23 protein-coding genes and 1 pseudogene are annotated in these 21,552 nt (G+C 65.6%); 15 read left to right on the top strand and 9 right to left on the bottom strand.

The window, feature by feature from the left end:
* Nucleotide 1: 1 nt before the first annotated feature.
* The 3 genes from B5V02_RS06195 to B5V02_RS06185 all read left to right on the top strand — a co-directional run bounded on the left by B5V02_RS06195 (nt 2) and on the right by B5V02_RS06185 (nt 4,087).
* A complete protein-coding gene (locus B5V02_RS06195; protein ID WP_111543289.1) occupies nt 2–802 on the top strand; it encodes an ABC transporter permease in 801 nt (266 codons plus the stop codon).
* A complete protein-coding gene (locus B5V02_RS06190) occupies nt 799–1,875 on the top strand; it encodes an ABC transporter ATP-binding protein (RefSeq protein ID WP_111543288.1) in 1,077 nt (358 codons plus the stop codon). Before B5V02_RS06195 ends, B5V02_RS06190 begins: the two co-directional genes overlap by 4 nt.
* A 127-nt stretch (nt 1,876–2,002) precedes the next feature.
* Nucleotides 2,003–4,087 (top strand): acyltransferase family protein, encoded by a 2,085-nt coding sequence (locus tag B5V02_RS06185; protein ID WP_111543775.1) that lies wholly within the window; start codon nt 2,003–2,005, stop codon nt 4,085–4,087.
* A gap of 303 nt (nt 4,088–4,390) precedes the next feature.
* On the opposite strand, the gene B5V02_RS06180 is transcribed toward B5V02_RS06185, so the two are convergent.
* Nucleotides 4,391–5,140: an SDR family NAD(P)-dependent oxidoreductase gene (locus B5V02_RS06180; protein ID WP_111543287.1), complete on the bottom strand. Its 750-nt coding sequence runs from the start codon at nt 5,138–5,140 to the stop codon at nt 4,391–4,393.
* Between the two features lie 134 nt (nt 5,141–5,274).
* Here B5V02_RS06180 and B5V02_RS06175 point away from each other — a divergent pair, with 134 nt between their 5' ends.
* Nucleotides 5,275–6,168, top strand: a complete 894-nt coding sequence (locus tag B5V02_RS06175; RefSeq protein WP_111543286.1) for a LysR family transcriptional regulator — start codon at nt 5,275–5,277, stop codon at nt 6,166–6,168.
* Nucleotides 6,169–6,452: 284 nt separating this feature from the next.
* On the opposite strand, the gene B5V02_RS06170 is transcribed toward B5V02_RS06175, so the two are convergent.
* Entirely contained in the window at nt 6,453–7,445 is a 993-nt protein-coding gene (locus B5V02_RS06170; RefSeq protein WP_111543285.1) for an HNH endonuclease, read from the bottom strand.
* A gap of 66 nt (nt 7,446–7,511) precedes the next feature.
* Nucleotides 7,512–8,108, bottom strand: a complete 597-nt coding sequence (locus tag B5V02_RS06165) for a DUF6456 domain-containing protein (protein WP_111543284.1) — start codon at nt 8,106–8,108, stop codon at nt 7,512–7,514.
* Between the two features lie 318 nt (nt 8,109–8,426).
* On the opposite strand from B5V02_RS06165, the gene B5V02_RS06160 reads away from it, so the two are divergent.
* Together B5V02_RS06160 and B5V02_RS06155 are read left to right on the top strand one after the other, a co-directional pair.
* Nucleotides 8,427–8,708 (top strand): DUF982 domain-containing protein, encoded by a 282-nt coding sequence (locus B5V02_RS06160; protein ID WP_111543774.1) that lies wholly within the window; start codon nt 8,427–8,429, stop codon nt 8,706–8,708.
* A gap of 105 nt (nt 8,709–8,813) precedes the next feature.
* Nucleotides 8,814–9,131, top strand: coding sequence for a DUF982 domain-containing protein (locus B5V02_RS06155; protein ID WP_111543283.1), 318 nt, complete (start codon nt 8,814–8,816; stop codon nt 9,129–9,131).
* Nucleotides 9,132–9,345: 214 nt separating this feature from the next.
* Here the strand turns inward: B5V02_RS06155 and B5V02_RS06150 are convergent, their stop codons facing one another.
* Nucleotides 9,346–10,032, bottom strand: a complete 687-nt coding sequence (locus B5V02_RS06150) for a GcrA cell cycle regulator (protein WP_111543773.1) — start codon at nt 10,030–10,032, stop codon at nt 9,346–9,348.
* A gap of 588 nt (nt 10,033–10,620) precedes the next feature.
* Between B5V02_RS06150 and B5V02_RS06140 the strand changes: the two genes are divergently transcribed.
* Nucleotides 10,621–11,325, top strand: coding sequence for an XRE family transcriptional regulator (locus B5V02_RS06140; RefSeq protein ID WP_111543282.1), 705 nt, complete (start codon nt 10,621–10,623; stop codon nt 11,323–11,325).
* A gap of 61 nt (nt 11,326–11,386) precedes the next feature.
* On the opposite strand, the gene B5V02_RS06135 is transcribed toward B5V02_RS06140, so the two are convergent.
* Nucleotides 11,387–11,689, bottom strand: a complete 303-nt coding sequence (locus B5V02_RS06135; protein ID WP_111543281.1) for a hypothetical protein — start codon at nt 11,687–11,689, stop codon at nt 11,387–11,389.
* 185 nt (nt 11,690–11,874) lie between these two features.
* Between B5V02_RS06135 and B5V02_RS06130 the strand changes: the two genes are divergently transcribed.
* On the top strand, nt 11,875–12,243 hold the full coding sequence (locus B5V02_RS06130) for a hypothetical protein (RefSeq protein ID WP_111543280.1): 369 nt from the start codon (nt 11,875–11,877) through the stop codon (nt 12,241–12,243).
* 159 nt (nt 12,244–12,402) lie between these two features.
* Here B5V02_RS06130 and B5V02_RS06125 read toward each other — a convergent pair whose 3' ends face one another.
* The 4 genes and pseudogenes from B5V02_RS06125 to B5V02_RS06115 form a co-directional block, all read right to left on the bottom strand.
* Nucleotides 12,403–13,419, bottom strand: a complete 1,017-nt coding sequence (locus tag B5V02_RS06125; protein WP_111543279.1) for an ABC transporter permease — start codon at nt 13,417–13,419, stop codon at nt 12,403–12,405.
* The gene (locus B5V02_RS06120; protein ID WP_425374384.1) at nt 13,416–14,510 is read right to left on the bottom strand and encodes a sugar ABC transporter ATP-binding protein; all 1,095 of its coding nucleotides are present in this window, start codon (nt 14,508–14,510) and stop codon (nt 13,416–13,418) included. Before B5V02_RS06120 ends, B5V02_RS06125 begins: the two co-directional genes overlap by 4 nt.
* Nucleotides 14,484–14,912, bottom strand: a pseudogene (locus B5V02_RS42615) (ATP-binding cassette domain-containing protein); the annotation flags it as partial. The gene B5V02_RS06120 and the pseudogene B5V02_RS42615, both read right to left, overlap by 27 nt.
* A gap of 224 nt (nt 14,913–15,136) precedes the next feature.
* Complete coding sequence (locus tag B5V02_RS06115; protein ID WP_111543277.1) at nt 15,137–16,084, bottom strand: substrate-binding domain-containing protein; 948 nt, start codon at nt 16,082–16,084, stop codon at nt 15,137–15,139.
* A 401-nt stretch (nt 16,085–16,485) separates the two neighbouring features.
* Between B5V02_RS06115 and B5V02_RS06110 the strand changes: the two genes are divergently transcribed.
* The 7 genes from B5V02_RS06110 to B5V02_RS06080 all read left to right on the top strand — a co-directional run bounded on the left by B5V02_RS06110 (nt 16,486) and on the right by B5V02_RS06080 (nt 21,476).
* The gene (locus B5V02_RS06110) at nt 16,486–16,821 is read left to right on the top strand and encodes an ArsR/SmtB family transcription factor (protein ID WP_111543276.1); all 336 of its coding nucleotides are present in this window, start codon (nt 16,486–16,488) and stop codon (nt 16,819–16,821) included.
* The gene (locus tag B5V02_RS06105; protein ID WP_111543275.1) at nt 16,818–17,312 is read left to right on the top strand and encodes an SRPBCC family protein; all 495 of its coding nucleotides are present in this window, start codon (nt 16,818–16,820) and stop codon (nt 17,310–17,312) included. The genes B5V02_RS06110 and B5V02_RS06105 overlap by 4 nt, the downstream gene beginning before the upstream one ends.
* Nucleotides 17,302–18,126, top strand: a complete 825-nt coding sequence (locus B5V02_RS06100) for an alpha/beta fold hydrolase (RefSeq protein ID WP_111543274.1) — start codon at nt 17,302–17,304, stop codon at nt 18,124–18,126. The genes B5V02_RS06105 and B5V02_RS06100 overlap by 11 nt, the downstream gene beginning before the upstream one ends.
* Before the next feature lie 88 nt (nt 18,127–18,214).
* A complete protein-coding gene (locus B5V02_RS06095) occupies nt 18,215–18,991 on the top strand; it encodes a pseudouridine synthase (protein ID WP_111543273.1) in 777 nt (258 codons plus the stop codon).
* A gap of 169 nt (nt 18,992–19,160) precedes the next feature.
* Nucleotides 19,161–19,907 carry an SDR family NAD(P)-dependent oxidoreductase gene (locus B5V02_RS06090; protein ID WP_111543272.1) on the top strand — a complete coding sequence of 249 codons (747 nt, stop codon included), beginning with the start codon at nt 19,161–19,163 and terminating at the stop codon, nt 19,905–19,907.
* Nucleotides 19,908–19,949: 42 nt separating this feature from the next.
* On the top strand, nt 19,950–20,996 hold the full coding sequence (locus tag B5V02_RS06085; protein WP_111543271.1) for an RNA polymerase subunit sigma-70: 1,047 nt from the start codon (nt 19,950–19,952) through the stop codon (nt 20,994–20,996).
* Between the two features lie 78 nt (nt 20,997–21,074).
* The gene (locus B5V02_RS06080) at nt 21,075–21,476 is read left to right on the top strand and encodes a VOC family protein (RefSeq protein WP_111543270.1); all 402 of its coding nucleotides are present in this window, start codon (nt 21,075–21,077) and stop codon (nt 21,474–21,476) included.
* Nucleotides 21,477–21,552: the final 76 nt, after the last annotated feature.

Here is a 21,552-nt window from a genome sequence, read left to right as displayed (position 1 = left end):
GATGCTGCTCGACTATGACCGCATGGGATGGCTGAAAATTGCGCTGCTCGGCTTCACCGCGCTGGTCGCCGGCTTTCTTCTGTTGCCGGTCGTCTTCATCGTCCTGCTCTCCTTCGGTTCGTCCCGCTGGCTGGCCTTTCCGCCGCCCGGCTGGACGCTCAAATGGTACCAGGAGCTGTTTGCCGATCCGGCCTGGCTCGATGCGGCGCTGACCAGCGCCCGGATCGCCACCATGACCGCGATCCTGGCAGTAGCGATCGGCCTGCTCGCCTCTTTTGCCCTGGTTCGCGGACAGTTTGCCGGGCGCGAGATCCTGCGCGGCCTGCTGCTGACGCCTATGGTGCTGCCCGTCGTCGTCTTCGCCATCGCCATCTATGCCTTCTTCCTTCGCCTTGGTCTCGGTGGCACCACCATCGGCTTCGTCATCGCCCACACCGTTTTGGCGCTGCCCTTCGCCATCATCCCGGTCGCCACCGCGCTCGAAGGCTTCGACAAGTCGATCGAGGACGCGGCAATCGTCTGCGGCGCGAGCCCGCTCGAGGCCAGGCTCAGGATCACCTTGCCGTCGATCCGGATCGGCATCTTCTCCGCCGCGATCTTTTCCTTCCTTGCCTCGTGGGACGAAGTCGTGGTGGCGATCTTCATGGCCAGCCCCAGCCTGCAAACCTTGCCCGTCAAGATCTGGGGCAGTTTGCGCTCGGATTTGAGCCCGGTGATCGCCGCCGCCTCCAGCCTGCTGGTCGGGCTGACGCTTGCCCTGATGGTGGTGACGGCGCTGCTGCAGCGAAAGTTGCGCACATGACCCAGCCCTTCCTCTCCATCCGCAATCTGCGCAAGGCGTTCGGGGCGATCACCGCCGTGCATGACGTCACGCTGGACATTCCCAGGGGCGAGTTCCTGACCTTCCTCGGGCCTTCGGGTTCGGGAAAATCGACGACGCTCTACGCGATCGCCGGCTTCCAGGATCCGAGTTCCGGTGATGTGCTGCTGGAAGGAAAGTCACTGCTTGCCGTGCCCTCGCACAAGCGCAACATCGGCATGGTCTTCCAGCGCTACACGCTGTTTCCGCATCTGACGGTGGCCGAGAACGTCGCCTTTCCGCTTCGGGTTCGCCGCCGGCCGGAGGCCGAGGTGAAGAAGAAGGTCGCCGACATGCTGGCCCTGGTGCGGCTCGAAAGCTTCGCCACGCGTTTGCCGGGCGCACTGTCGGGCGGCCAGCAGCAGCGCGTCGCACTGGCCCGGGCGCTGGCCTACGATCCGCCGATCCTTTTGATGGACGAACCATTGTCGGCGCTCGACAAGAAGCTGCGCGAGGAAATCCAGGCCGAGATCCGCCGCATCCATCGCGAGACCGGCGTCACCATCCTCTACGTCACCCACGACCAGGAAGAGGCGCTGCATCTGTCGGACCGGATCGCCCTGTTCCGGGACGGCCGCATCGAGCAGACCGGCAGCGGCGAGGACCTTTATCTCAGGCCGGCGACCGATTTCGTCGCCGGCTTCATCGGCAATTCGAATTTCCTCGCCGCCGAACATCTCGACACCAGCGATGGCACGGCAACGATCCGGCTGGCAGACGGCTCTGTCATCTCCGGCGTCAGGGCCAACGGCACGTTTGGCAGGGGCGAGAAGACCAGGCTGATGATCCGGCCGGAGGCGTTTGGCATGGAGCGGAGCCCGGCGAGCGCGGAACTGAACGTCGAGATCGTCGATGTCGCCTTCTACGGCGAGCGTCGGCGCATCGTCGCGCGCACAGCCGCCGGCGAGGGGGTCGACATCAGACCGACCTCTGCAGCGATGCAGTCGCAGGACGCGTCGCCCTGCAGCCGGCAAGTCTTTTTCGATCCGGCGGCAGCGTTCCTGTTTCCAGCCTGACGTGCCGCCTCCCTTTTCCTGCCATGTTGCACTGCGATAGATTTGTTGCATTGCGATATCAACCTGCCCGGCCGACCCTGCCAATGGGGCTGGGCCGATGGGGCTGGGCTTGCACGAAGGAGCCATCGTGGCAGCATCGTTCCGGCCGGACATACAGGGATTGCGCGCACTCGCCGTCGGCGGCGTCGTCGCCTATCATTTCGGCCTCTCCGGCCTGCCCGGCGGCTTTGCCGGCGTCGACATCTTCTTCGTCATATCCGGCTGGCTGATCACCACCCACCTCATGCAGGAGATCGCCGACACCGGCAGGCTCGACCTCTGGCGCTTCTATGCCAGGCGCGCCCGGCGCCTGTTGCCGGCGGCACTGTTCGTCATCCTGGCCACGCTGGCCGCCGGTTATTTCATCCTCTCGCCGCAGGAGCAGGCGCTCTATTCGGGCGGCGCCATGTTCGCCTCCGCCTATGCCATCAATCTGTGGCTGCTGCGCTGGTCGTTCGACTATTTCGCAGCCGACGCCACCAGCAATCCCTTCATCCACTTCTGGTCGCTGTCGGTGGAGGAGCAGTTCTACCTGGCCTGGCCGGCTCTGCTTCTGCTGGCCGCCTGGCTGCGGCCGGGCCGGCGCACGGCCGTGGCCGTGATCGGCGCGGCCGGCCTCGCCTCCTTCGCCGCCTGCGCCTGGCTGACCAGCGCAGCACCGGCCTGGGCCTTCTATTTCTCGCCGCTGCGCGCCTGGGAGTTCGCCGCCGGCGGCCTGGCAACGCTGGTACCGGTGACTTTCCTCGGGCACCGCGCAGGGTTGCGGGCTGCACTTGGCTGGCTCGGCCTGACGCTGATCACGGCGGCCTATCTGTGGCTGAGCGAGGACCTGCCCTTCCCCGGCTATTATGCGCTGCTGCCGGTCGCCGGCACGGTGCTGGTGCTGTTGAGCGGCGCCGGCGAAGAGCAGGCCGGCATGCGGATCAACGGGCGCACCAACTGGCAATCCTTTGGCCCGGCCGCCGCTCTGTCGCTTCCGCCGCTGCAATGGATCGGCGCGCTGTCCTATTCGCTCTATCTCTGGCACTGGCCGGTCATCGTCTATGCGCAGATGCTGGTGCCGGATCTCAGCGTGCCGCAGCGCTTCGGCTGCGGCGCCCTGGCGCTGGCGCTTTCGGTGCTCACCTATCATCTGATCGAAAACCCGGGCCGGCGCGCCGGCTGGCTTACGGCGGGCGCCCGCGCGCCAGAGCAGTTCATCGCTTCAAAGAAACGCCGAACCGCTCTGGGTCTTTTTCTTGGCGCAATTCCGGACGGAAAACCGCTTCGCACTTTTCCTGGAATTGCTCTGGTTCCCGCGCTGGCGCTGACCGGTGCCGGCGTGGCGGTGGCCTATGCCAATGCGCATCTGGCCCAGCGCAACATCGACCCACAGCAGCTCGGCATCGAGCGGGCGGCCGAACGCCCCTCGATCGCGCGCGCCGTCGACACGAACTGCCTGCTCGACTTCCACACGGTGACGCCAAAACCCTGCACGTTCGGCGCGACCGATGCCGCCCACACCATCGTGCTGTTCGGCGATTCGCATGCCGACCACTGGTCGACGCCGCTGATCGAGGCGGCGAAACGCAACGACACCAAAGTGGTCACCTATCTCAAATCATCGTGCCGCGCCTCGCGGCTCTCCACCTTCAACACGGTGCTGAAGCGCGACTACACCGAATGCGACGCCTGGCGCGAACAGGCGATAGCGGACATCATCGCCCGCAAGCCGCGCCTGGTGGTGATCTCGGAATTCTCCATCGGCAATCTGACGCGCGACATGCCCGCCGCCAGCCGCACCGCCGAGACCGCGCGCTGGCAGGCAGGCCTGCGCTCGACATTGCAGGCCTTCAGCCGGGCCGGCGTCGAGGCGGCGGTGATCCGCGACACACCGATCAGCGACAGCTTCGCCGACTCCTGCGTGGCGCGCACGCTGTGGTGGCGCGAGACGCCGTCGCCGCACTGCGACACGCCAAGGGCCGACGCCGCCAATGACACTGCTGCCGCCGCCGAACGCGCCGTCGTGACCAGCGTACCCGACACGCTCTATGTCGACCTCACCGACCGCTTCTGCGGCCGCACCTCCTGCCACGTCTTCATCGGCGGCAAGCTCGCCTTCCGCGACCGCCACCACCTCGCCACCGCGTTTGCCGAGACGCTGGAGGGGCCGCTGGAGCGGGCGCTGTTTTAGACGCTCAGTTTTTCCCTTCTCCCCTTGTGGGGTGAGCAGCCGGTTCGCGAAGCGAATTCATCGTGCCAGTGGCACGATGAAAGGCCGGCGAACGCCGGGACGCTGCGAAGTGGCGGGGACCCGGCAGGTGGATCGTGCGCCACCTAGCCCTTCGCAGGCTCCCAGCCCTTCGGGCGTTCATCCCCTTCAAAAGGTCCACTGGACCTTTTGATCCGCCCGAAGGCGGACCGGGTCTTCACCGTTCGAAGCTCGAAAAGCCAAGCAATTGGCTTTTCGTTCGCTGCGCGAACCGCTTCTCACCCCCTACCGCCACCCGCCCGACGCCGTGATCCGCTCTCCAGTCACCCAGCCCGCCTCGTCGGACGCCAGAAACACCGCCACCTTCGCAATGTCGTCGGGCTGGCCGAAGCGGCCGAGCGGGGTGATCGCCACCAGCGCCTTTTCGTGCTCGCTGCCAACGATGCCGACCCGCTGCAGCCCTTCGGTGTCGACGCCGCCAGGCGCGATGGCGTTGACGCGGATGTGGCGGCTGCCAAGCTCACGCGCCATCGACAGCGTGATCGAATCCACTGCCGCCTTGGTGGCGGCATAGACCAGCGAGTTGGGCTGCGGATTAAGGCTGGCGACCGAGCTGATGTTGATGATGCTGCCACCGGCCGGCCCGAAATGCTTCACCGCTTCCTGGGTGGTCAGCATTATGCCCAGCACATTGGTGTCGAATTCGCGGTGGAACTCGGCCTCGGTCACCACCTCCAGCGGCTCGAACTGGAACACGCCGGCATTGTTGACCAGGATGTCGACGCCGCCGAACGAGGACTTTGCCGCTTCAAACAGGCCGCGCACATCTGCCGCCAGCGCGACATCGCCCTTCACCGCCACCGCCCGGCCGCCGGCATCCTCGATAGCAGCGACGACGCGCGCGGCCCTTTCCCGCGATGAGGCATAGTTGACCACCACAGCGGCGCCCGCCGCCGCCAGCCCCTTGGCGATGGCTGCTCCTATGCCCTTCGACGCGCCGGTGACGATGGCGACCTTGCCGTTCAGACTGCTCATCCATTCTCTCCTTGTGATCCTGACGATGAGCGGTATTTAAGCGCGCCGAAAAAGCGTATTAGGCTAACAGAAGGCCATTCTTTCATGCTTGGAATTCTGGAATAGATCTCTCGTCGACATGTGATGATGCCGCCATGACCACCATCCTCGAAAAGACCGCCGGCCTCGTCGCCTTCGTGCGCACGGTGGATGCCGGTTCCTTCCAGGCCGCCAGCCGGCTGATCGGCTCCAGCCCGTCCGCCGTGTCGAAAAGCGTCGCGAAGTTGGAACGGCGGCTCGGCGCAAAACTCATCCAGCGCTCGACGCGCCGGCTGGGGCTGACCAGCGAAGGCATCGCCTATTACGAGCGCGTGGCGCCGCTGCTGCGGGCACTCGACGATGCGCAGGACATCGTGCAGAGCACCGGCACGGCGCGCGGCCTGCTGCGCGTCACCGCCCCGGTCGAGCTCGGCCGTGGCCTGATCGCCTCGTGGGCTCAAGCGTTCCTGGCCGAACAGCCGGAAGTGAAGCTGGAACTCAGCGTCACCGACCGCCACGCCGACCTGATCCGCGAGAACTACGACGTGGCGGTGCGCATGGGCGCGCTGGCCGACGCCGGGCTCACTGCGCGGCGCATCGCCAGCCTGCCGATCGTGCTGGTGGCCGCCCCCGCCTATCTCCAGCGTCGAGGCTTTCCTGCCTCGATCGAGGATTTGCGGCGCCATGATTTCATCCGCTATGTCTCGGCGGGCCGCCCGCAACCCATCGCCTTCACTAACGGCACCGAGATCGTGCCCGACGGCCGTTTCGACACCGACGACGGCGGCGCCATCCGCAATGCCGCCTTGGCCGGCGCCGGCATCGCCCACCTCATGCAAGTCGCCGTGCAAGACGACCTCGACACCGGCCGCCTCGTGCGCGTCTTGCCTGATGTGCCGATGCCAACCATGCCGGTCCACATCGTGCATGCTTTTGGAAGGCAATTGCCGGTGCGGGCGAGGCTGTTCGTGGAGTTTTTGGTGAGGGAGATGGGGAGATTGGGAAGGTAGGGGCGAAGCTGGCACTATCTTCAAGCCTCGACCGCATCCATCGCCGGGGGCAAACGCGGCCTTCGAGTATATCGTTTTGCTGTGCGACGAGACGTGTTGAAATTGCAGAATACGGATCGCCTGCTGCGGAAGGTATCCGGCCCAGAACTTGCTCGGCGACGAAGTCCAAGCCCCCTTGACCAAGCAGGCCTTCTTGAAGGAGGCGATCGGCAGATGGGTGGAACTGCCGCGATTGAAGAGAACGATGACTGTTGGGGGAGACCTCAATCCTTCTCGCCTCAGCCTTAAGCTACAAACACATCCGCTCGATGTTGGGCAAGGTAACCTTGTTGCGGCGGGTTGAACGCTCCTGTGCGCCAGACCGCGGGGGCTTCAGCAAAGCCAAAGCGCTGCATTGCCAATTGCTCGAATCCGAGACGTTGCAGATCTGTTTTGTCGACACGCGAGGAGACAAGAACCTCGCCCTCACCTCCAAAACTAATAAATCCCCGGTCAAACAAATGATCGGCGTCTGGCGTGAGAAGCAGACCATTCATACCATCAAGGCGCTCCCGCGCAGACGTACATAGCCGCCAAGGTTTGATATGGCTCGCGATCAGAAGCGAGGGATTAGTGACGCCAGTTAGACGGCATGAGCGCTCCACCGCTTCGACATTGGAACGAAATTTCCCCTGGCCGCGACGGGCCTGAATGACGCTGTCTCTTACTGTGTCTTCGAGCTGAATATCTTCTCGGATGCGTCGCTCGACGGCGTTCTCCAAAATTTCGTTGACGACCTCGAAAGTGAGGCTGTTGGCGCCACCACGCACCAAAGCTTCACCGTTGAAAGCTGCGCCAGCTACGATGGCGTAGAACACATCTTGCGACACGCTGGCGAGATAGGCTTTTTGATTGCCCGATCCAGAGATTGGGTGGATCGGCGAATATCGGGTCGGAAGAAGCGGACCCAATTCGCCAATCATGGCCTTCGGACGCACTGTCGGTGCAAGCGGCGTCCAGTAAACTGGAAGGAGCCAACCTTCCTGATTCCAATAAGCTCCGGTGTTTTTAAACTCGGTTGGTTTTGGTGCTGTGAATGCGAACTCCGTTACTCGTCCAACGTACCGCACGGCTTGATCGAAGAAAGACAAAACAAGGTCACCGGGTGTCGCCCGACGCATGTTGTTGTAGAACTCGCTGCGTGCCCCATTTTTCTCAGTTTTTGGCGACCAGAGGTATTGCCCCTCAATCTCCTGGCGAGCGGTTTGATTGTGATTGACCCACCAGAATTGCGCCATAAAAGCTTTGAATTTCTTTGCCGGTATTGAATAGGTTTTAGGCTAGGCGGTTTGCTTGTTCAAGGCTCACCGCCGCCCCATCATCATCCCATAGTGGACCGCCAGCAAATCCAGCCCGACCTTCAGCAGCTTCGTCACCACATCCCTGCCCTCGCCGGTCTGCTCGGCCAGGCTCTTGATCGAGCCGCCGGCGCAGCAGACTTTCTGCGCCACGGCGGCCACTTCCCAGTGGCATAGCGCCCTGGTGGCGGCGGCATGCGCGCGGCCGGCGTCGAGCACGCTGTCGGCAATGCCGCCGCCGTGCCGGCCGCCGTCGACGCGCTCGGCCCAGCGCATCGGCTTGACGCTTGCCTGCTGGCTGCAGCGGAAATCCTCGCGGTAGCGCAGGCCTGCCTCGCGCTGCTGGCGCGACAGCGAGGTGATGCCCAGAAGCGGGTCGATAGTGCGCACCCGCACGATGCCGCCGGTGGCGGTGTAGCCGTCATTCGACACCTCGTAGACGCGGCCTGCCTCGGAGGTGCCCGCCGCCAGCCGCTTGCGGCCGAATTCGTCGTCCTTCAGCGCGAAATCATGGCCGATCTCGCGGCGGATGCGCACCTGCTCGGCCTCGCCCTTCGGCAGTTTTGGCGCCTGCGGTTTGGCGGGTCTGGGTTTCCTAGGCATGGGGGGCTCCTGGGTTTTGGATGTTTGGGTGGACCTTGCAGAACCTGGGTTCCTCGCCCCCGTGGAACGGGGGAGAGGTGGCTCGGGCGAGGCCCGAGACAGAGAGGGGGCAGCGCGGCGGATCGTGGTCTCGTGCCCATCCTCAGCCGGCTCTGGCTTCGTGACGGTTGCCCCCTCTCCGTCTCGGCTACGCCGAGCCACCTCTCTCCCCACTGTGTGGGGCGAGGAACCCAAGCTTTCGAGGTCGAGGCCTTCACGATCGGCGATGGAACCAGCGCGATCTCGCGACGTTATGCGGCGTCCACGGGAGACACGACGATGCCCGCCTTCATGCCGGCTACCCTGCGCTTTTGCGACAACAGAACCATACTGGTCAGCTCGGTGGCCGAGGCCGCCAACGCGCTTGGGCAGCAATGGCCCGACAAGACAGCACCTGGCTATGTCGAGGCGGCCCGGCTCGTCGCCCTGGCCGTGGACGGCACCTGCAGCCAGCGCATCGCCTTCGACGCCCTCACCAGGGCGGCCAGCCAACAGAACATATTGGTGGCCAGGACGAAAAGCCGCGCGCATGATTGGCTGGACGCCGTGGCCCGCCCGTAAGGTTCGTGGGCCGGGCCGAGCCGAAAATGTGATGCAACCGCCCGGCAGCATGGCGCGTTGATCGAAGCGGGGTTTCCAGCCCCGCGCAGAGTGAAGGTGAGCGCAATGGGTACGATGAAGACCGGAGTGCCGCTCAAGGTGCGGATGGACGGCCAGATCGAAGAGATCGACTGCGTCAGCGACGCCGCCGACTTCCTGCAGCGGTGGCCGCTCGAGCGGCGCGGCCATGTCTATCGCAGCGCCCTCAACGCCTGCAGTGCGGCGATTGCCGCGCAGATCTCCGAATCCGACGCCATGAAAGTGTTCACCGGCTTTGCCAGGGTGACCGACATCCTGGAGGCCGAAAGCGGACCGGCCATGACGCTCGAGCCCAAGACCGTGCAAAGCCGCATGCCCAAGCAGGGCCGGCAAATGCCGAAATAGGGTTGCTGCGCTTTCGTTTCGATTCAGCGTCATCTCAAAATCCTCGTGGCCGCTCATCCACTTTCTTGCGTATTGGGCGCTGCCCCTCATCCGCCTGCCGGCAGGGTGCCCTTCGCTGTCGCTTCGGGCGTTCGCCGTTCGAAAAGCCAAGCAATTGGCTTTTCGTCCGCTGCGCGGATCATGTCTCACCCCCGTGAACGGGGAGAAGGGATGCTCACCCCGGCGTCGCCTCAAAAACCCGGCGGCGGAAGCGCGCTTGGTGGTAGGTGCAATAGCTTTTCAGCGCCTTGGTGCGCATGCCGCAGCACAGCATGTCGGCGCCCGGCCGGCCGCCCGGTGCGTCGTTCTCAGGGTCCTCTTCCAGCGTCAGGTCCAGCGGCGCGCGGCAGCGGCCGAACAGGCAGTCGATGAAGCGCATCGCCACGCCATGTGGCTGGCGGCCAAGGGCCGCACGAAGCGGCACCGGCGCCTTGAAGCGATAAGCTTCGCCATCGGCGATCAACACGCCCACTTCGCGCACGAACAGGCGCGGCGGCAGCCAGGCCGATGGCGGTTCGCGCCTCAGTCGGGCCGGCTCGCGCACGCTGGCGCCGCCGGTGGCGAATGCGACGTCGATCGTGCCGGCAACTGCGGTGGCGATGGCCCTGCCCTGTGCCGGCGTTCCGCTCGCCTGTTTGCTGCGCTTGCCCGCAGCCCGCTTGGCTCCGGCAGCCAGCCCCTTGCCATGGGCAAAGCCGATCGCACCCAGCATGGCGTTGCGATGCACGATGCCGATGATGGCGTTGCGCGACACCGGACTGCCGCGCAGTGCGCTGAACGCCGCCGCGATCTTCGAGGCGGAAAGCCCGTCCTTCAGCCAGCCGGCGATCTCTTGCAGTTCCGCGTCGGCATAGCTTGCCATCTCCAGCTCCATCCAAAGTTCTGCCTTCGGCCGCGCGCCGTCAGGCAAGCATCAGGGGTCGGCCCGGTTGCCTGGGCCGCAGTCGGGGTTGTCTTGTTCGAGGCCGGCTGGCGCCGGCTCAGCCGGACCGAACTTGCTGCCCGGCCGGTTCAGCGAGACGCGAAAGCCGCGCCTCTGCCGTTTTTCTGTCAGGGGCGGAAACCGCCCTGCCCGTCAGCGGGTCGAACAGGATGACGGTGCCGTCCTCAGTGCGGATGCATGAGCGGCCAGCGGAACCGGCGCCATCTCGATCGAATTGGGGGCCGGAGCCGCTGGGAGCGGCGGCTCCGGCCGTTCCGGTCGCCGGTGACAGGCGGACCGGACCCGAGGCCGATGCAATCAAGCAAGGAGCCTCGGGCTTCGCCCCGGCCGGGGAGGAGGACGGCCGGGACGGAAGGCTGGCGGCGATGACCGCCTTATGTGCCTCGCGTGAGGCCGGCGCCACGATGCCATCGAATCTGGACAGGTTTTGCATGGCCATATATAAGCATAACTCAAAAACAAATGCAAGCCATTCTTTCATAGACGAGAGCCGCTTTCATCGCTCACATGGGCGCCATGGCAAAAACGGAACTGTCGATCAAGGTCGGGGCGGCGATCCGCAAGGCGCGCAAGCAGCGCGGCCTCGTCATGCGCCACATTGCCGAGCACAACGACACCGATGTCGCCGCCGTCGGCAATTGGGAAACCGGCCGCAATCTGCCCAAGACCGAGAACTTGCTGAAGACCGCCGCCTTCCTGCGCGTCGACCCGGTGGCGCTGGGCAAGGGCGAGGTCGTCTTCCTCGACGATGCCGGCCCGGTCGCCGACGTCGAGATCGTCACCGATGCCGGCCCACCGCCAGCCGGGCCGATGGATATCCCGGTGCTGGGCGCCGCAGTCGGCGGCGATGACGGCGACTTCACCTTAAACGGTGAGCCAGCCGGCTATGTCCAGCGCCCACCCGGCATCCGCAACCTCCCCAAGGTGTTCGCGCTGCACGTGCTTAGCGATTCCATGGTGCCGCGCTACGAACCGGGCGACATGATCTATTGCGGCGGCCGAGAGGCCGTGCCCGGCGACCATGTCGTGATCGAGACCTTTCCGGAAGAAAACGAGCGCAACGGCAAGGCCTTCATCAAGAAGCTGGTCAAGCGCACCGCCGCCGAGCTGGTGGTCGAGCAGTACAATCCGCTGAAGACGCTGACGTTCAACCGCTACGCCATAAAACACGTCTGGCGCGTCATCCCGCTCAAGGAATTGCTGGGGTATTAGCGGGCGCCTTTCCCTTCTCCCCCCTGCGGGAGAAGGGAAAACCAGCGCCGCCCCCCTCTTCTCACGCCCGCCTCGATCCCTCCAGCGGCGCCTCGCGGTCGCTCAGCATCTGCGCTTCGCTGCGCACACGCTGGCGCTCGTCGATGAACGCCGCCTGGATCGAAATGGCCACGCCCGGCAGCCCGTCGGCGCGGCAGGCGGAGCAGACGATGCGTCCTGAAAGGGCGGCTAGCGGCGTGTTTCCTGTCACCCCGAACCGCTTCAGCTGATCGGGCCGCCACCACCTGTTGCGGCCGCAATCGGCGCACTCGACCGATATCGAAGCGACATGCGCGATCACTGGTTCCTTGCCTGGCAATGCCATCGCCCCTCCTCGCCTTTGTTCCTGATTTGTTCACATATTCCTGTGTTTTGAGCCGCGAGTCGAGTCGCGCATTTCAAAGATTCCCAAAAGTTTTTCTTCTACAATTATTTGAGTTATGCTTATATCAACTCACAAATGTGAGTCGGAGGCGCAAACCGCCCGCCACATCGTATCCGGGAGCGACGATGGACACTCTTGCCGCCGATTTCGCCCGCGCCTGCGGTTACACCGGCGACAGCCCTGCTCTGCTCGAAGCCTTCGAGGCAATCCGCCGCAACGGCATCGAGCGCGCCCGCCAGGATCATGTCAGGCGCAAGGCGGTCATCGACGAGTTGAGACATTCAGAGGCGCTGTTCCTGGCGGCGATCGGCCCGGCGCTGTCTGCGCAGGAAGCCATCGAGGACGCCGCCCGCTTCATCGCCTTCTGGCGCAACATGCCGCGCTGGCGCCAGGAGCGCCGCCTGCCCGATCTTATCAGGGCCAGACAGCAGCGACTGGTGGCGCGCTACTTCCGCCGTTACAGCCACCGGCTCTGGGCGCTGGAAGCGGCCTGAGGCGCGCCAGACCAATTCCGGCTTGCCAATTCTGCTGGCATGATGCTTGGGGCTCCAATCGCCAATCTTTCTTTCTAGCCTGCAACGGCAGGGCGAGGCGCCCCGGCAGGACAGAGGGGGGCGCGAAGGAACGCAAACCCGCGCCGCGCGTCCCGTCCCTCACCGTCTCACCCGCGACTTCAGCCACCGGTCAAACGCCACCGCCAGGATCAGGATCAGGCCGATGACGATGCTTTGCGTGTAGGACGAGACGTTGTTGAACTGCAGCCCGTTCTGCAGCACGCCGATTAACGCCGCGCCGACCACCGTGCCGCCGACCGAACCGATGCCGCCGAACAGCGAGGTGCCGCCGATGACGACGGCCGAGATCACCGTCAGCTCGTAGCCGATGCCAGCGACCGCCTCCGACGAGTTCAGCCGCGCCGACAGCACGAAGGCGGCGAGCCCGGCGAAGAAGCCGACGATGACATAGACCGAGACCAGGATGCGGTCGACGCGCAGCCCGGATAGCCGTGCCGCCTCGGCGTTGCCGCCAACGGCATAGACGGCGCGGCCGTAGCGCGTGTAGCGCAGCACGATGTGGCACAGGAACGCGGCCGCCGCGAAGATGAGCGCCGGCACTGGCACCGGACCGATCAGGCCGGTGCCGAACCAGCGCATCGAGGCGTCGAAGCCGGAGATCGGGCCGCCATTGGAAATGGTCAGCGTCAGCCCTCGAAACACCGTCAGCCCGCCCAGCGTGACGACGAAGGGCGGCACTTTCAGCCGGGTGATGGCAAGGCCCTGCACGCCGCCGGCGGCCGCCCCCACCACGACGGCGGCCAGCAGCGCGGCGAACCAGCCATAGCCCTGCGTGCCGGAAGTCGACAGCGACAGCGTGTTGGCGGTGCCGCCCTTGGCGACCACGGCGGCGACCATGCCGCAGAAGGCAAGCAGCGAGCCGACCGACAGGTCGATGCCGGCGGTGAGGATGACGAAGGTCATGCCGAGCGCGATCAGCCCGGTGATCGAGATCTGCCGCGTGATGTTGAACAGGTTGATCGGGTCGATGAAGCTCGTCTTCAGCACGGTGAAGACGACGACCAGCGCGGCCAGGAACAGCAGCGGCCCAAAGCTCATCAAGAGCCGCGTTATGTTGATGCCGCCACGCTGGTTCTGTTCTCCCGCCACGCTCATCGTGCCTGCTCTTTCGCGTCTGGCCCCCTCGTGTCCCGCTTGTCGAGTGCCATCAGTTCCATCAGTTTTTCCTCGTTTGCCTCGATGCCCGGCATCTCGCCGGTGATGCGTCCCCGGCGCATGGTGACAATGCGGTCCGACACGGCCAGCACCTCGGGCAGTTCGGACGAAATCATCATCACCGCGATGCCGCGCGCCGCCAGTTGCACCAGGATCTGGTGCACCTCGGTCTTGGCGCCGACATCGACGCCGCGCGTCGGCTCGTCGACGATCAGCACCTTTGGATCGCGCGCCAGCCAGCGCGCCAGGATCACCTTCTGCTGGTTACCGCCCGACAGGCCCTCGATCGCCTGTTCGACCGAGGCCATGCGGATCGACAGCATCTTGCGAAAACCGGCGAGCGCGTCGCGTTCGCGCCGCTCGGCCATGAAGCCGAAGCCGTTGCTGAACGTGCCGAGCGACGCGACGGAGAAATTCGGCAGGATGCCGAGTGCGGCAAAGATCGCCTGGTGTTTGCGGTCCTCCGGCACCAGGCCGATGCCGAGCGCGATGGCGTCCGCCGGTGACGCCGGCGCGATTGGTTGGCCGTCGAGCGTGATGGTGCCCGCGGCGATGCGGTCGGCGCCGAAGATGGCGCGTGCCAATTCCGTGCGGCCCGAGCCGACCAGGCCGGCGACGCCGAGGATCTCGCCGGCCTTGAGGTCGATGTCGACGCCATCGAGCACGATGGCATGCGGTGCCTCGGGGTCGCGCACGGTACGCAGGCCGCGCACCGACAGCACGACGTCGCCGGCCACCGCGCGCTGCGCCGGCCGTGCATAGAGTTCGGACGCGGCGCGGCCGACCATCTTCTCGATGATCTTCGGCAGCGCGATCGGCCCGCCCTGGCGGTCGAGATGCCCGGCCAGCCTGCCGTCGCGCAGCACTGTCATGCGGTCGCAGATGGCCGACGCCTCCTCCAGCCGGTGGGTAACGAACATGATAGCGACCTTATCCCTGCGCAACCGGTCCATGATCGACAGCAGCCGCTGCACCTCGGTTTCGGTCAGCGCCGAAGTCGGCTCGTCCATGATGATCAGCCGGCTTTTCAGCGACAAGGCGCGAGCAATCTCGACCAGCTGCTGTTCGGCCACCGATAATGCCGAGACCGGCGTCATCGGGTCGATGGAGAGACCGACGCGAGCGATGATCGCGCGGGAATCTTCCTCCATACGCCGCCAGCTGACCAGCCCGAGCGGGCCGATCGGCGCGCGGCCGATAAAAATGTTCTCGGCCACCGTCAGCGTCGGGATCAGGCTCAGCTCCTGATAGATGGTGACGATGCCAAGCCGCTTGGCATCCTGCGGGCTGGATGGATGATAGTCGGCGCCGTCGAAAGTGATGTGGCCGCTGGAGGGCGGCATGACGCCGGACAGGATCTTGAGCAACGTCGATTTGCCGGCGCCGTTTTCGCCCAAAAGGCCAAGGATTTCGCCGGGCCGGATGTCGAGCGAGACATCGCTCAGTGCGGTCACGCCGGAGAAATGCTTGGTAACGCCTTCGACGGCAAGCAGGACGGGCGATGCGGCGTCAGTTGATGACAAGGGTTGCTCCTGGGGCATGGAACGTCAGCGCCGCCCCTCACGCTTACCCTCTCCCCGTATAGAGACGGGGAGAGGGTGCCGGCAGGCGGATGAGGGGCGGCGCCAGCTTCGGCGATCTATGCGCAACCTGCAGACTACTTCGTCTCGCCAATCCGCTCGGCCTTGTCGAGATTGTCCTTGCCGATGACGATGGGCGTCAAAAGCACCAGCTTCTCCTTCGGCTCACTCTTGTCCTTGGCATACGCAACCGCGATGCGCACCGCTGTGCGCGACTGCTCGCCGGGGAATTGCTCGACGGTGCCGGCGAGCTTGCCGTCACGCACCGCGACCAGCGCTTCCGGTAGCGCGTCGAAGCCGTAGATCTTGACGTCGGTGAAGTTGCGGGCGGCACAGGCCTCCATGGCGCCGAGCGCCATGTCGTCATTGGCGCAGACGATGGCGTCCGGCTTACCGTTGGCGGCAAGGCCGGCCTCTGTCACCGACAGCGCCTCGGCGCGGGCGAAGTTGGCTGTCTGCTCGAAGACGATCTGGTACTTGTCCTTCAAGGGATCGAGCACATTGTGGACGCCCTTGTTACGATCGATCGCCGGCCCGGCGCCGGGCTGGCCCTGCAGATGGAAGATCTTGGCGCCATTGGGGAACGCCGCCACCATGGCATTGGCTTCCGCCTCGCCGCCCTTGACATTGTCGGCGCCGACATGGGCCAGAATGCCCTCGACACCGTCGACACGGCGGTCGATCGTCACCACGGGAACGCCGGCCTTGACCGCTTCCTCGATGGCCGGCGCCAGCGCGTTGACGTCGAGCGGCGAGATAACGATGGCGTTGACCTTCTGCACCAGCGCCGCCTCGATGTCGGCGGTCTGCTTGGTGGCCGAGTTCTGGCCGTCGCTCTCGGTCAGGTTGACGCCTTGGGCGGCGGCCTCGGCCTTGATCTCGTTCAGCATGTGCACGAAGAACGGAAAGCCGAGATTGGGCACCGAGCCGAGGATGGTCAGTTTGTCCTCGGCAAACACCGAGGGTGCGGCAAGCATCATGGCGCCAAAGGCCGCGGACGACAGCAGGAATTCACGTCTGTTCATAGGATCCTCCTCCACAGAGACGCATCATCCCCAAGGCCGGGATCGGTCTTGGGAAGGATCATGCGCCAGTTCAAAGTGTTGGAGCATCCTCCGTGCGCCCGAAAACGCGTGCCGCTCCAGCTGGTCGCCGCTGTTGAAAAGTGCCTCCCATCGACGTCAGCGCGGGGATGCTAACCCAGGGTCAACACTTTGCGCAACAATCGATAGACCGGGACTGTTCGGCAAATTATCGGAATTGTCGGATTTTTGGCGCGGGGGGCCGCATTGCCCTTCGCGGGCCGCCTTCAATGTGTGAGCTTTGCGCGATCATGACGAACACCCCGTTTCACGCTTTTCCCGGTTGACGCGGTAAGTGGCGTCTTTTATAGAACCAAATAGTTCCAGAACTAAATGGTTCCACAATGGCAAATCAAATCTCCCTCGACGACACATTCGCCGCCCTCGCCGATCCGACGCGCCGCGCCATCCTTGCCCGGCTGCTCGACGGCGAAGCCTCGGTCGCCGAACTGGCGCAACCTTTCGCGCTGACCGTGCGGGCAATCTCCAAGCATGTCGGCGTGCTGGAGCAGGCCGGCCTGGTCACCCGCAGCCGTGCGGCGCAGAAGCATCTGAGCCGCATCGAGCTCAAGCCGCTGCGCGACATCGACCGCTGGCTGGACGGCTATCGCAAGCTTTGGGAAGGCCGCTTTGACCGCATGGAGGACTTGCTGCGGCGCGGCGCGGACAAACCGGAATGAGCGCGCCCCAGGCCTCGGCCGCCGACCGCAGCTTTGCCATCCAGCGTGTTTTCGACGCCCCGGTCGAGCGTGTCTTCCGGCTGTGGACCGATCCGGCGCTGGTGGCGCAATGGTGGGGCATCAAGGACTGCACAATTCCGCATTGTGTGCTTGACGTACGCGTCGGCGGCCGCTGGCGCATCGACATGCGCACCTCGAGCGGCGCGCTCTACCGTAACCAGGGCAGCTATCTCGAAGTCGTGGTGAATAGCCGACTGATTTATTCCGACGAGCCGGATCCCGAATTGCGCGAATGGGCCGGCAAGCCGCCGGGGCAAAGCCGCCATACGGTGACCTTCACGCCGGAGGCGCAACGCACCCATGTCCATTTCGAGGTGACGCTGGCCAGCGTCGCCGACCGCGAGCGCCTGCTGGCGCTCGGCATGCGAGGCGGCTGGACGCAAAGCTTCGACCGGCTGGAGCAGTTGATAGGAGGCAACCATGCTGGCTGAAGACGCCCGGCCGACCACGCAAGCCGTCCTGTCGCGGGATGGAACGCCGATCGCCTGCGAGCGCCGTGGCCAGGGCCATCCGCTCATCCTCGTCGACGGCGCGCTCTGTTCCCGCACCATGGGCCCGAGCGGTCCGCTGGCCAAGGCGCTCGAAGGCAACTTCACCGTGTTCCGCTACGACCGTCGTGGCCGCGGCGACAGCGGCGACACCGCGCCCTACGCGGCCGAGCGCGAGGTCGACGACATCGAGGCCGTGCTCCAGGCAGCCGGCGGCGAGGCTTTCGTCTGGGGCATGTCGTCGGGCGCCATGCTGGCGCTGACGGCGGCAACCCGCCTGCCCGGCATCAGCAAGCTGGCGCTCTACGAGGCGCCGCTGATCGTCGACGACAGCCGCGAGACCACGCAAGGCGACTGGGCAACGATCCGGGCCGCGATCGCCGAAGGCCGGCGCGGCGACGCCGTGACCGCCTTCCTCAGATCGGTCGGCATGCCCGGCCTGCTGATTGCCTTCATGCGGCTGACGCCGATCTGGCGCAAACTCAAGGCGGTGGCGCACACTCTGCCCTATGACGGCGCCATCGTTGCCGGGGATCAGCTCGGCAAGACGCTCGACCCCGCCCGCTGGGCCTCGGTGCGCGTGCCGACGCTGGTGACCGATGGCGGCAAGAGCCCGCTCTGGATGCAGCATGGCAACAAAGCGCTGGCCGAGGCGCTGCCCAATGCCCGCTATCGGACGCTGGCCGGCCAGAACCACATGCTGAAACCCGCCGCGCACGCGCCCGTGCTGACGGCGTTTTTCGAGGGGTGGGAGTAGCACCCCACCGCCCCCTCGCCGCATCCGGCTTGCGAAGCCGTCATCGCCCGTGGCATCTGTCTGACACAACGGACCGATCCGCAGCAGCATGGCAGCACGACCACCACCGCCCAACAGCAGGCCACCCGCCGGCAAACCGCACACTGGCAAGCAACTGGGCGTCAGCCTCAACCGCGCCCTGTCGAAGCTTGGCCTGTGCTCGCGCACCCAGACCGAGCTGCTGATCGCGGAAGGGCGCGTGCGCGTCGGCGGCAAGGTGGTGCGCAATGCGGCCCTTCGCGTCGACCTCAACCGCGACCGCATCGTCGTCGACGACCGGCCGGTGGTTGCTGAGCGCAAGGTCTATCTCATCCTCAACAAGCCGCGCGGGCTGGTCACCACCCGCGACGACCCGCAACAGCGCGACACCGTCTATGCCTGCCTCGGCGGGCTCGACCTGCCCTTCGTCTCGCCGGTCGGCCGGCTCGACAAGGCGAGCGAAGGCCTGCTGTTGATGACCAACGACACCCAGTTTGCCAACCGGCTGATGGACCCGGCCTCGCACCTGCCCAAGACCTATCACGTGCAGATCGGCACGGTGCCGGACGCGGCGATGCTGGAGAGATTGCGCGCCGGCGTGACCATCGATGGCGAGACCCTGACCACAAATGCGATCGAGCTTTTGCGCAGCGGCGGCCGCACCGCCTGGCTGGAGATCGTGCTCGACGAGGGCCGCAACCGCCACATCCGCCGCCTGCTCGCCGCCCATGACATCGAAGTGCTGCGCCTGATCCGCATCGCCATTGGCCGCCTGCCGCTCGGCGACCTCGCCAAGGGCACGGCGCGGCACCTGACGCCGGAGGAGTTGGCGCTGCTGGCGGGGTGAGTGAACAACTCAAAGGCTGCGCTCTGTGGCACTCGACGGCGGGTGCTGGCTTCTTCAACCGCGACACCTCGGAAAAATCTTTACCACCCACCGATGATTTCCGCTCACCCGCGCTGTCCTGATCTACAGGCGGTGGAATGGTCCAGACGCCGGACAAGCGAGGTGATCCATGGGATCGTTACAAGGTCAGAATGTCGTCGTCGTCGGAGGCAGCCGGGGTGTCGGCCGCGCGATCGTCGAAACCGTGTTGAGCGAAGGCGCGACGGTGCTCGCCGTTGCCCGCGGGGCAGCCGATTTGAAAGAGCTTTCCTGGGAGACGTCAGGCGTCAAGACGCTGGCGGCCGACGCCACGCAAGAGGCGGCGCCCGATACGGTGTTCGCAACACTTCAGCCGGACGTGCTGGTGATCTGTGCCGGCGCCCTTGCCCCGTCAGCACCCGTGCAGGACCAAAGCTGGGAGGACTTCTCCGCGAACTGGGACATGGACGTCAAGGCGTCGTTCCTGTTTTGCAAGGCCGCACTTCAGGGCCGGCTGAAGCCGGGCAGCCGGGTGGTGCTGATCTCCAGCGGCGCAGCACTCAGCGGCGGCCCGCCGAACTCCGGCGGCTATTCCGGCGCCAAGCGCATGCAGATGTTCCTTGCTGCCCATTGCCAGAAGGAAGCAGACCGGCTCGGCCTTGGCCTGCGCTTCATGGCGCTGGTGCCGATGCGGATCATGCCGGGCACCGGCGTCGGCCAGCGCGGTATCGACGGCGTCTCGGCCTATCTCGGCATCAGCCCGGCCGATTTCCTCGCCAGCATGACCGACATGCAGACGCCGGCCGATGTCGGACTTGCCGTGGTGACGCTCGCCGGCGGCAAGCTGCAAGGCGTCTCCTTCACCGTCAGCGGCAGCGGACTTGCGGCGGCGGCATGAGGCGCGCAGGATGCCAGTCGAAATCAGCACCACAGGCTCGATATGACAGACGCTCCCGGCCCGCTTGAGCCAATGGGCGAGCAAGGCCAGCCGATCCTCGATCGGCTGGCCTTCGAGCGCCTGACAATGGCCCACAGCCGCGCGCTCAAGCTGCACTGCTACCGGATGATGGGTTCGCTGCACGAGGCCGACGACCTCGTCCAGGACACGTTCCTGAAGGCATGGCGCGGCCGGTCGCAATTCGATGGGCGCGGCTCGCTGCGCGGCTGGCTCTACACAATCGCCACCAACAGCTGCCTCAACGCCATCAAGGCGCGGTCATCAGCGCAGCGCATTGTCGAGCCGCCCGGACGGCCGCCGACCGAAGGACGCGCCGCCGCCGGACCCGCCGCCGAGCTCGCATGGCTGGAGCCCTACCCGGACACCGAGCTGCCGGACCTCGTCGACGGCGAGCCTGGCCCGGAAGCGCGCTACGAGACAAGCGAGGCCGTGCGGCTCGCCTTCGTCGCCGCGATCCAGTCTTTGCCGCCCAGGCAGCGCGCCGCCCTTTTGCTGTGCGACGTGCTGGGCTGGTCGGCGCTCGAGACAGCGCAATTGCTGGGCGGCTCCACCGCCTCGATCAACAGCGCCCTGCAGCGCGCCCGCGCAACGCTTGGGGCGCGCTATCCGCACGGGCGTCCGCTGCAGCGCTCGCACCCCAACAGCGAGGAAGGCCTGCTGCTCGAACGCTACATGCAGGCCTGGCAGGCCGCCAATCTCGACGGCTTCATCGAATTGCTGCGCGAGGACGCCACCTACCACATGCCGCCATGGCGGGACTGGTATCAGGGACGCGAGGCGATCCGCGGTTTCTTCAAGACTGTCTGGGGCAATTTCGCCGGTTACCACGCGGTCGCCACCCGCGCCAACGGCCAGCCCGCGGTCGCGATCTACGCCCGCCGCCATCAGGATCCCGAATGGCGCGCCCAGTCGCTGCATGTCATCGAGCCGGCCGACGGCGGGATCGCCTCGCTGACGGTCTATGTCGGCCCACTCGGCCCCGACCTTTTTGCTCCCTTCGGCCTGCCGCCTGTCTGGCCCCACTCCTGACGGTAAGCTGTCAGGAGCCCTGGCCTATAAGGCGATCACGGGAGCCCGGCGGCGGCTCAGCAATCAGGGAACAAAACAATGAATTTCGTCTCCGTCCGCATCATCACGTCAGACGTCCAGCGCCTCGTGCGCTTCTACGGCGAGATCACCGACATGCCCGTGACGATGTACACGGAAGACTTCGCCGAACTGGCGACACCGGCCTGCACGCTGGCGATCGGCAGCACGCGCACCTTGCAGCTGTTCGGTGACGACGTCACCCGCCCCGCCGACAGCCACACCGCCATCATCGAATTCCGCGTCGGCGACGTCGATGCGGAATTCGCCAGGCTGTCCGACACCATCAAGGACGCAACCGTGCAGAAGCCGACCACCATGCCTTGGGGCAACCGCTCGCTGCTGTTCCGCGACCCGGATGGCAATCTGGTGAACTTCTTCACGCCCGTGACCGCCGAGGCGATCAAGAAATTCGACAAATAGCTGCCGATGGCGACCCTGCCGCAGGTCGCCCCAGCTGTCGCGCCTTTGGCAAACGAGGCGCCTTGCGGGAGTGGGT

This window comes from Mesorhizobium kowhaii (assembly GCF_003253745.1).
Taxonomy (GTDB): domain Bacteria; phylum Pseudomonadota; class Alphaproteobacteria; order Rhizobiales; family Rhizobiaceae; genus Mesorhizobium; species Mesorhizobium kowhaii.
The sequence above is the reverse complement of the archived record's forward strand: the minus strand, read 5'-3'. Positions and strand labels throughout refer to the sequence as shown.

Coding starts and splice junctions, on each gene's coding strand:
- B5V02_RS06195 (WP_111543289.1), top strand. CDS start 2: ATGCTGCTCGACTATGACCGCATGGGATGGCTGAAAATTGCGCTGCTC.
- B5V02_RS06190 (WP_111543288.1), top strand. CDS start 799: ATGACCCAGCCCTTCCTCTCCATCCGCAATCTGCGCAAGGCGTTCGGG.
- B5V02_RS06180 (WP_111543287.1), bottom strand. CDS start 5,140: ATGAGCAGTCTGAACGGCAAGGTCGCCATCGTCACCGGCGCGTCGAAG.
- B5V02_RS06175 (WP_111543286.1), top strand. CDS start 5,275: ATGACCACCATCCTCGAAAAGACCGCCGGCCTCGTCGCCTTCGTGCGC.
- B5V02_RS06170 (WP_111543285.1), bottom strand. CDS start 7,445: ATGGCGCAATTCTGGTGGGTCAATCACAATCAAACCGCTCGCCAGGAG.
- B5V02_RS06165 (WP_111543284.1), bottom strand. CDS start 8,108: ATGCCTAGGAAACCCAGACCCGCCAAACCGCAGGCGCCAAAACTGCCG.
- B5V02_RS06160 (WP_111543774.1), top strand. CDS start 8,427: ATGCCCGCCTTCATGCCGGCTACCCTGCGCTTTTGCGACAACAGAACC.
- B5V02_RS06155 (WP_111543283.1), top strand. CDS start 8,814: ATGGGTACGATGAAGACCGGAGTGCCGCTCAAGGTGCGGATGGACGGC.
- B5V02_RS06150 (WP_111543773.1), bottom strand. CDS start 10,032: ATGGCAAGCTATGCCGACGCGGAACTGCAAGAGATCGCCGGCTGGCTG.
- B5V02_RS06140 (WP_111543282.1), top strand. CDS start 10,621: ATGGGCGCCATGGCAAAAACGGAACTGTCGATCAAGGTCGGGGCGGCG.
- B5V02_RS06135 (WP_111543281.1), bottom strand. CDS start 11,689: ATGGCATTGCCAGGCAAGGAACCAGTGATCGCGCATGTCGCTTCGATA.
- B5V02_RS06130 (WP_111543280.1), top strand. CDS start 11,875: ATGGACACTCTTGCCGCCGATTTCGCCCGCGCCTGCGGTTACACCGGC.
- B5V02_RS06125 (WP_111543279.1), bottom strand. CDS start 13,419: ATGAGCGTGGCGGGAGAACAGAACCAGCGTGGCGGCATCAACATAACG.
- B5V02_RS06115 (WP_111543277.1), bottom strand. CDS start 16,084: ATGAACAGACGTGAATTCCTGCTGTCGTCCGCGGCCTTTGGCGCCATG.
- B5V02_RS06110 (WP_111543276.1), top strand. CDS start 16,486: ATGGCAAATCAAATCTCCCTCGACGACACATTCGCCGCCCTCGCCGAT.
- B5V02_RS06105 (WP_111543275.1), top strand. CDS start 16,818: ATGAGCGCGCCCCAGGCCTCGGCCGCCGACCGCAGCTTTGCCATCCAG.
- B5V02_RS06100 (WP_111543274.1), top strand. CDS start 17,302: ATGCTGGCTGAAGACGCCCGGCCGACCACGCAAGCCGTCCTGTCGCGG.
- B5V02_RS06095 (WP_111543273.1), top strand. CDS start 18,215: ATGGCAGCACGACCACCACCGCCCAACAGCAGGCCACCCGCCGGCAAA.
- B5V02_RS06090 (WP_111543272.1), top strand. CDS start 19,161: ATGGGATCGTTACAAGGTCAGAATGTCGTCGTCGTCGGAGGCAGCCGG.
- B5V02_RS06085 (WP_111543271.1), top strand. CDS start 19,950: ATGACAGACGCTCCCGGCCCGCTTGAGCCAATGGGCGAGCAAGGCCAG.
- B5V02_RS06080 (WP_111543270.1), top strand. CDS start 21,075: ATGAATTTCGTCTCCGTCCGCATCATCACGTCAGACGTCCAGCGCCTC.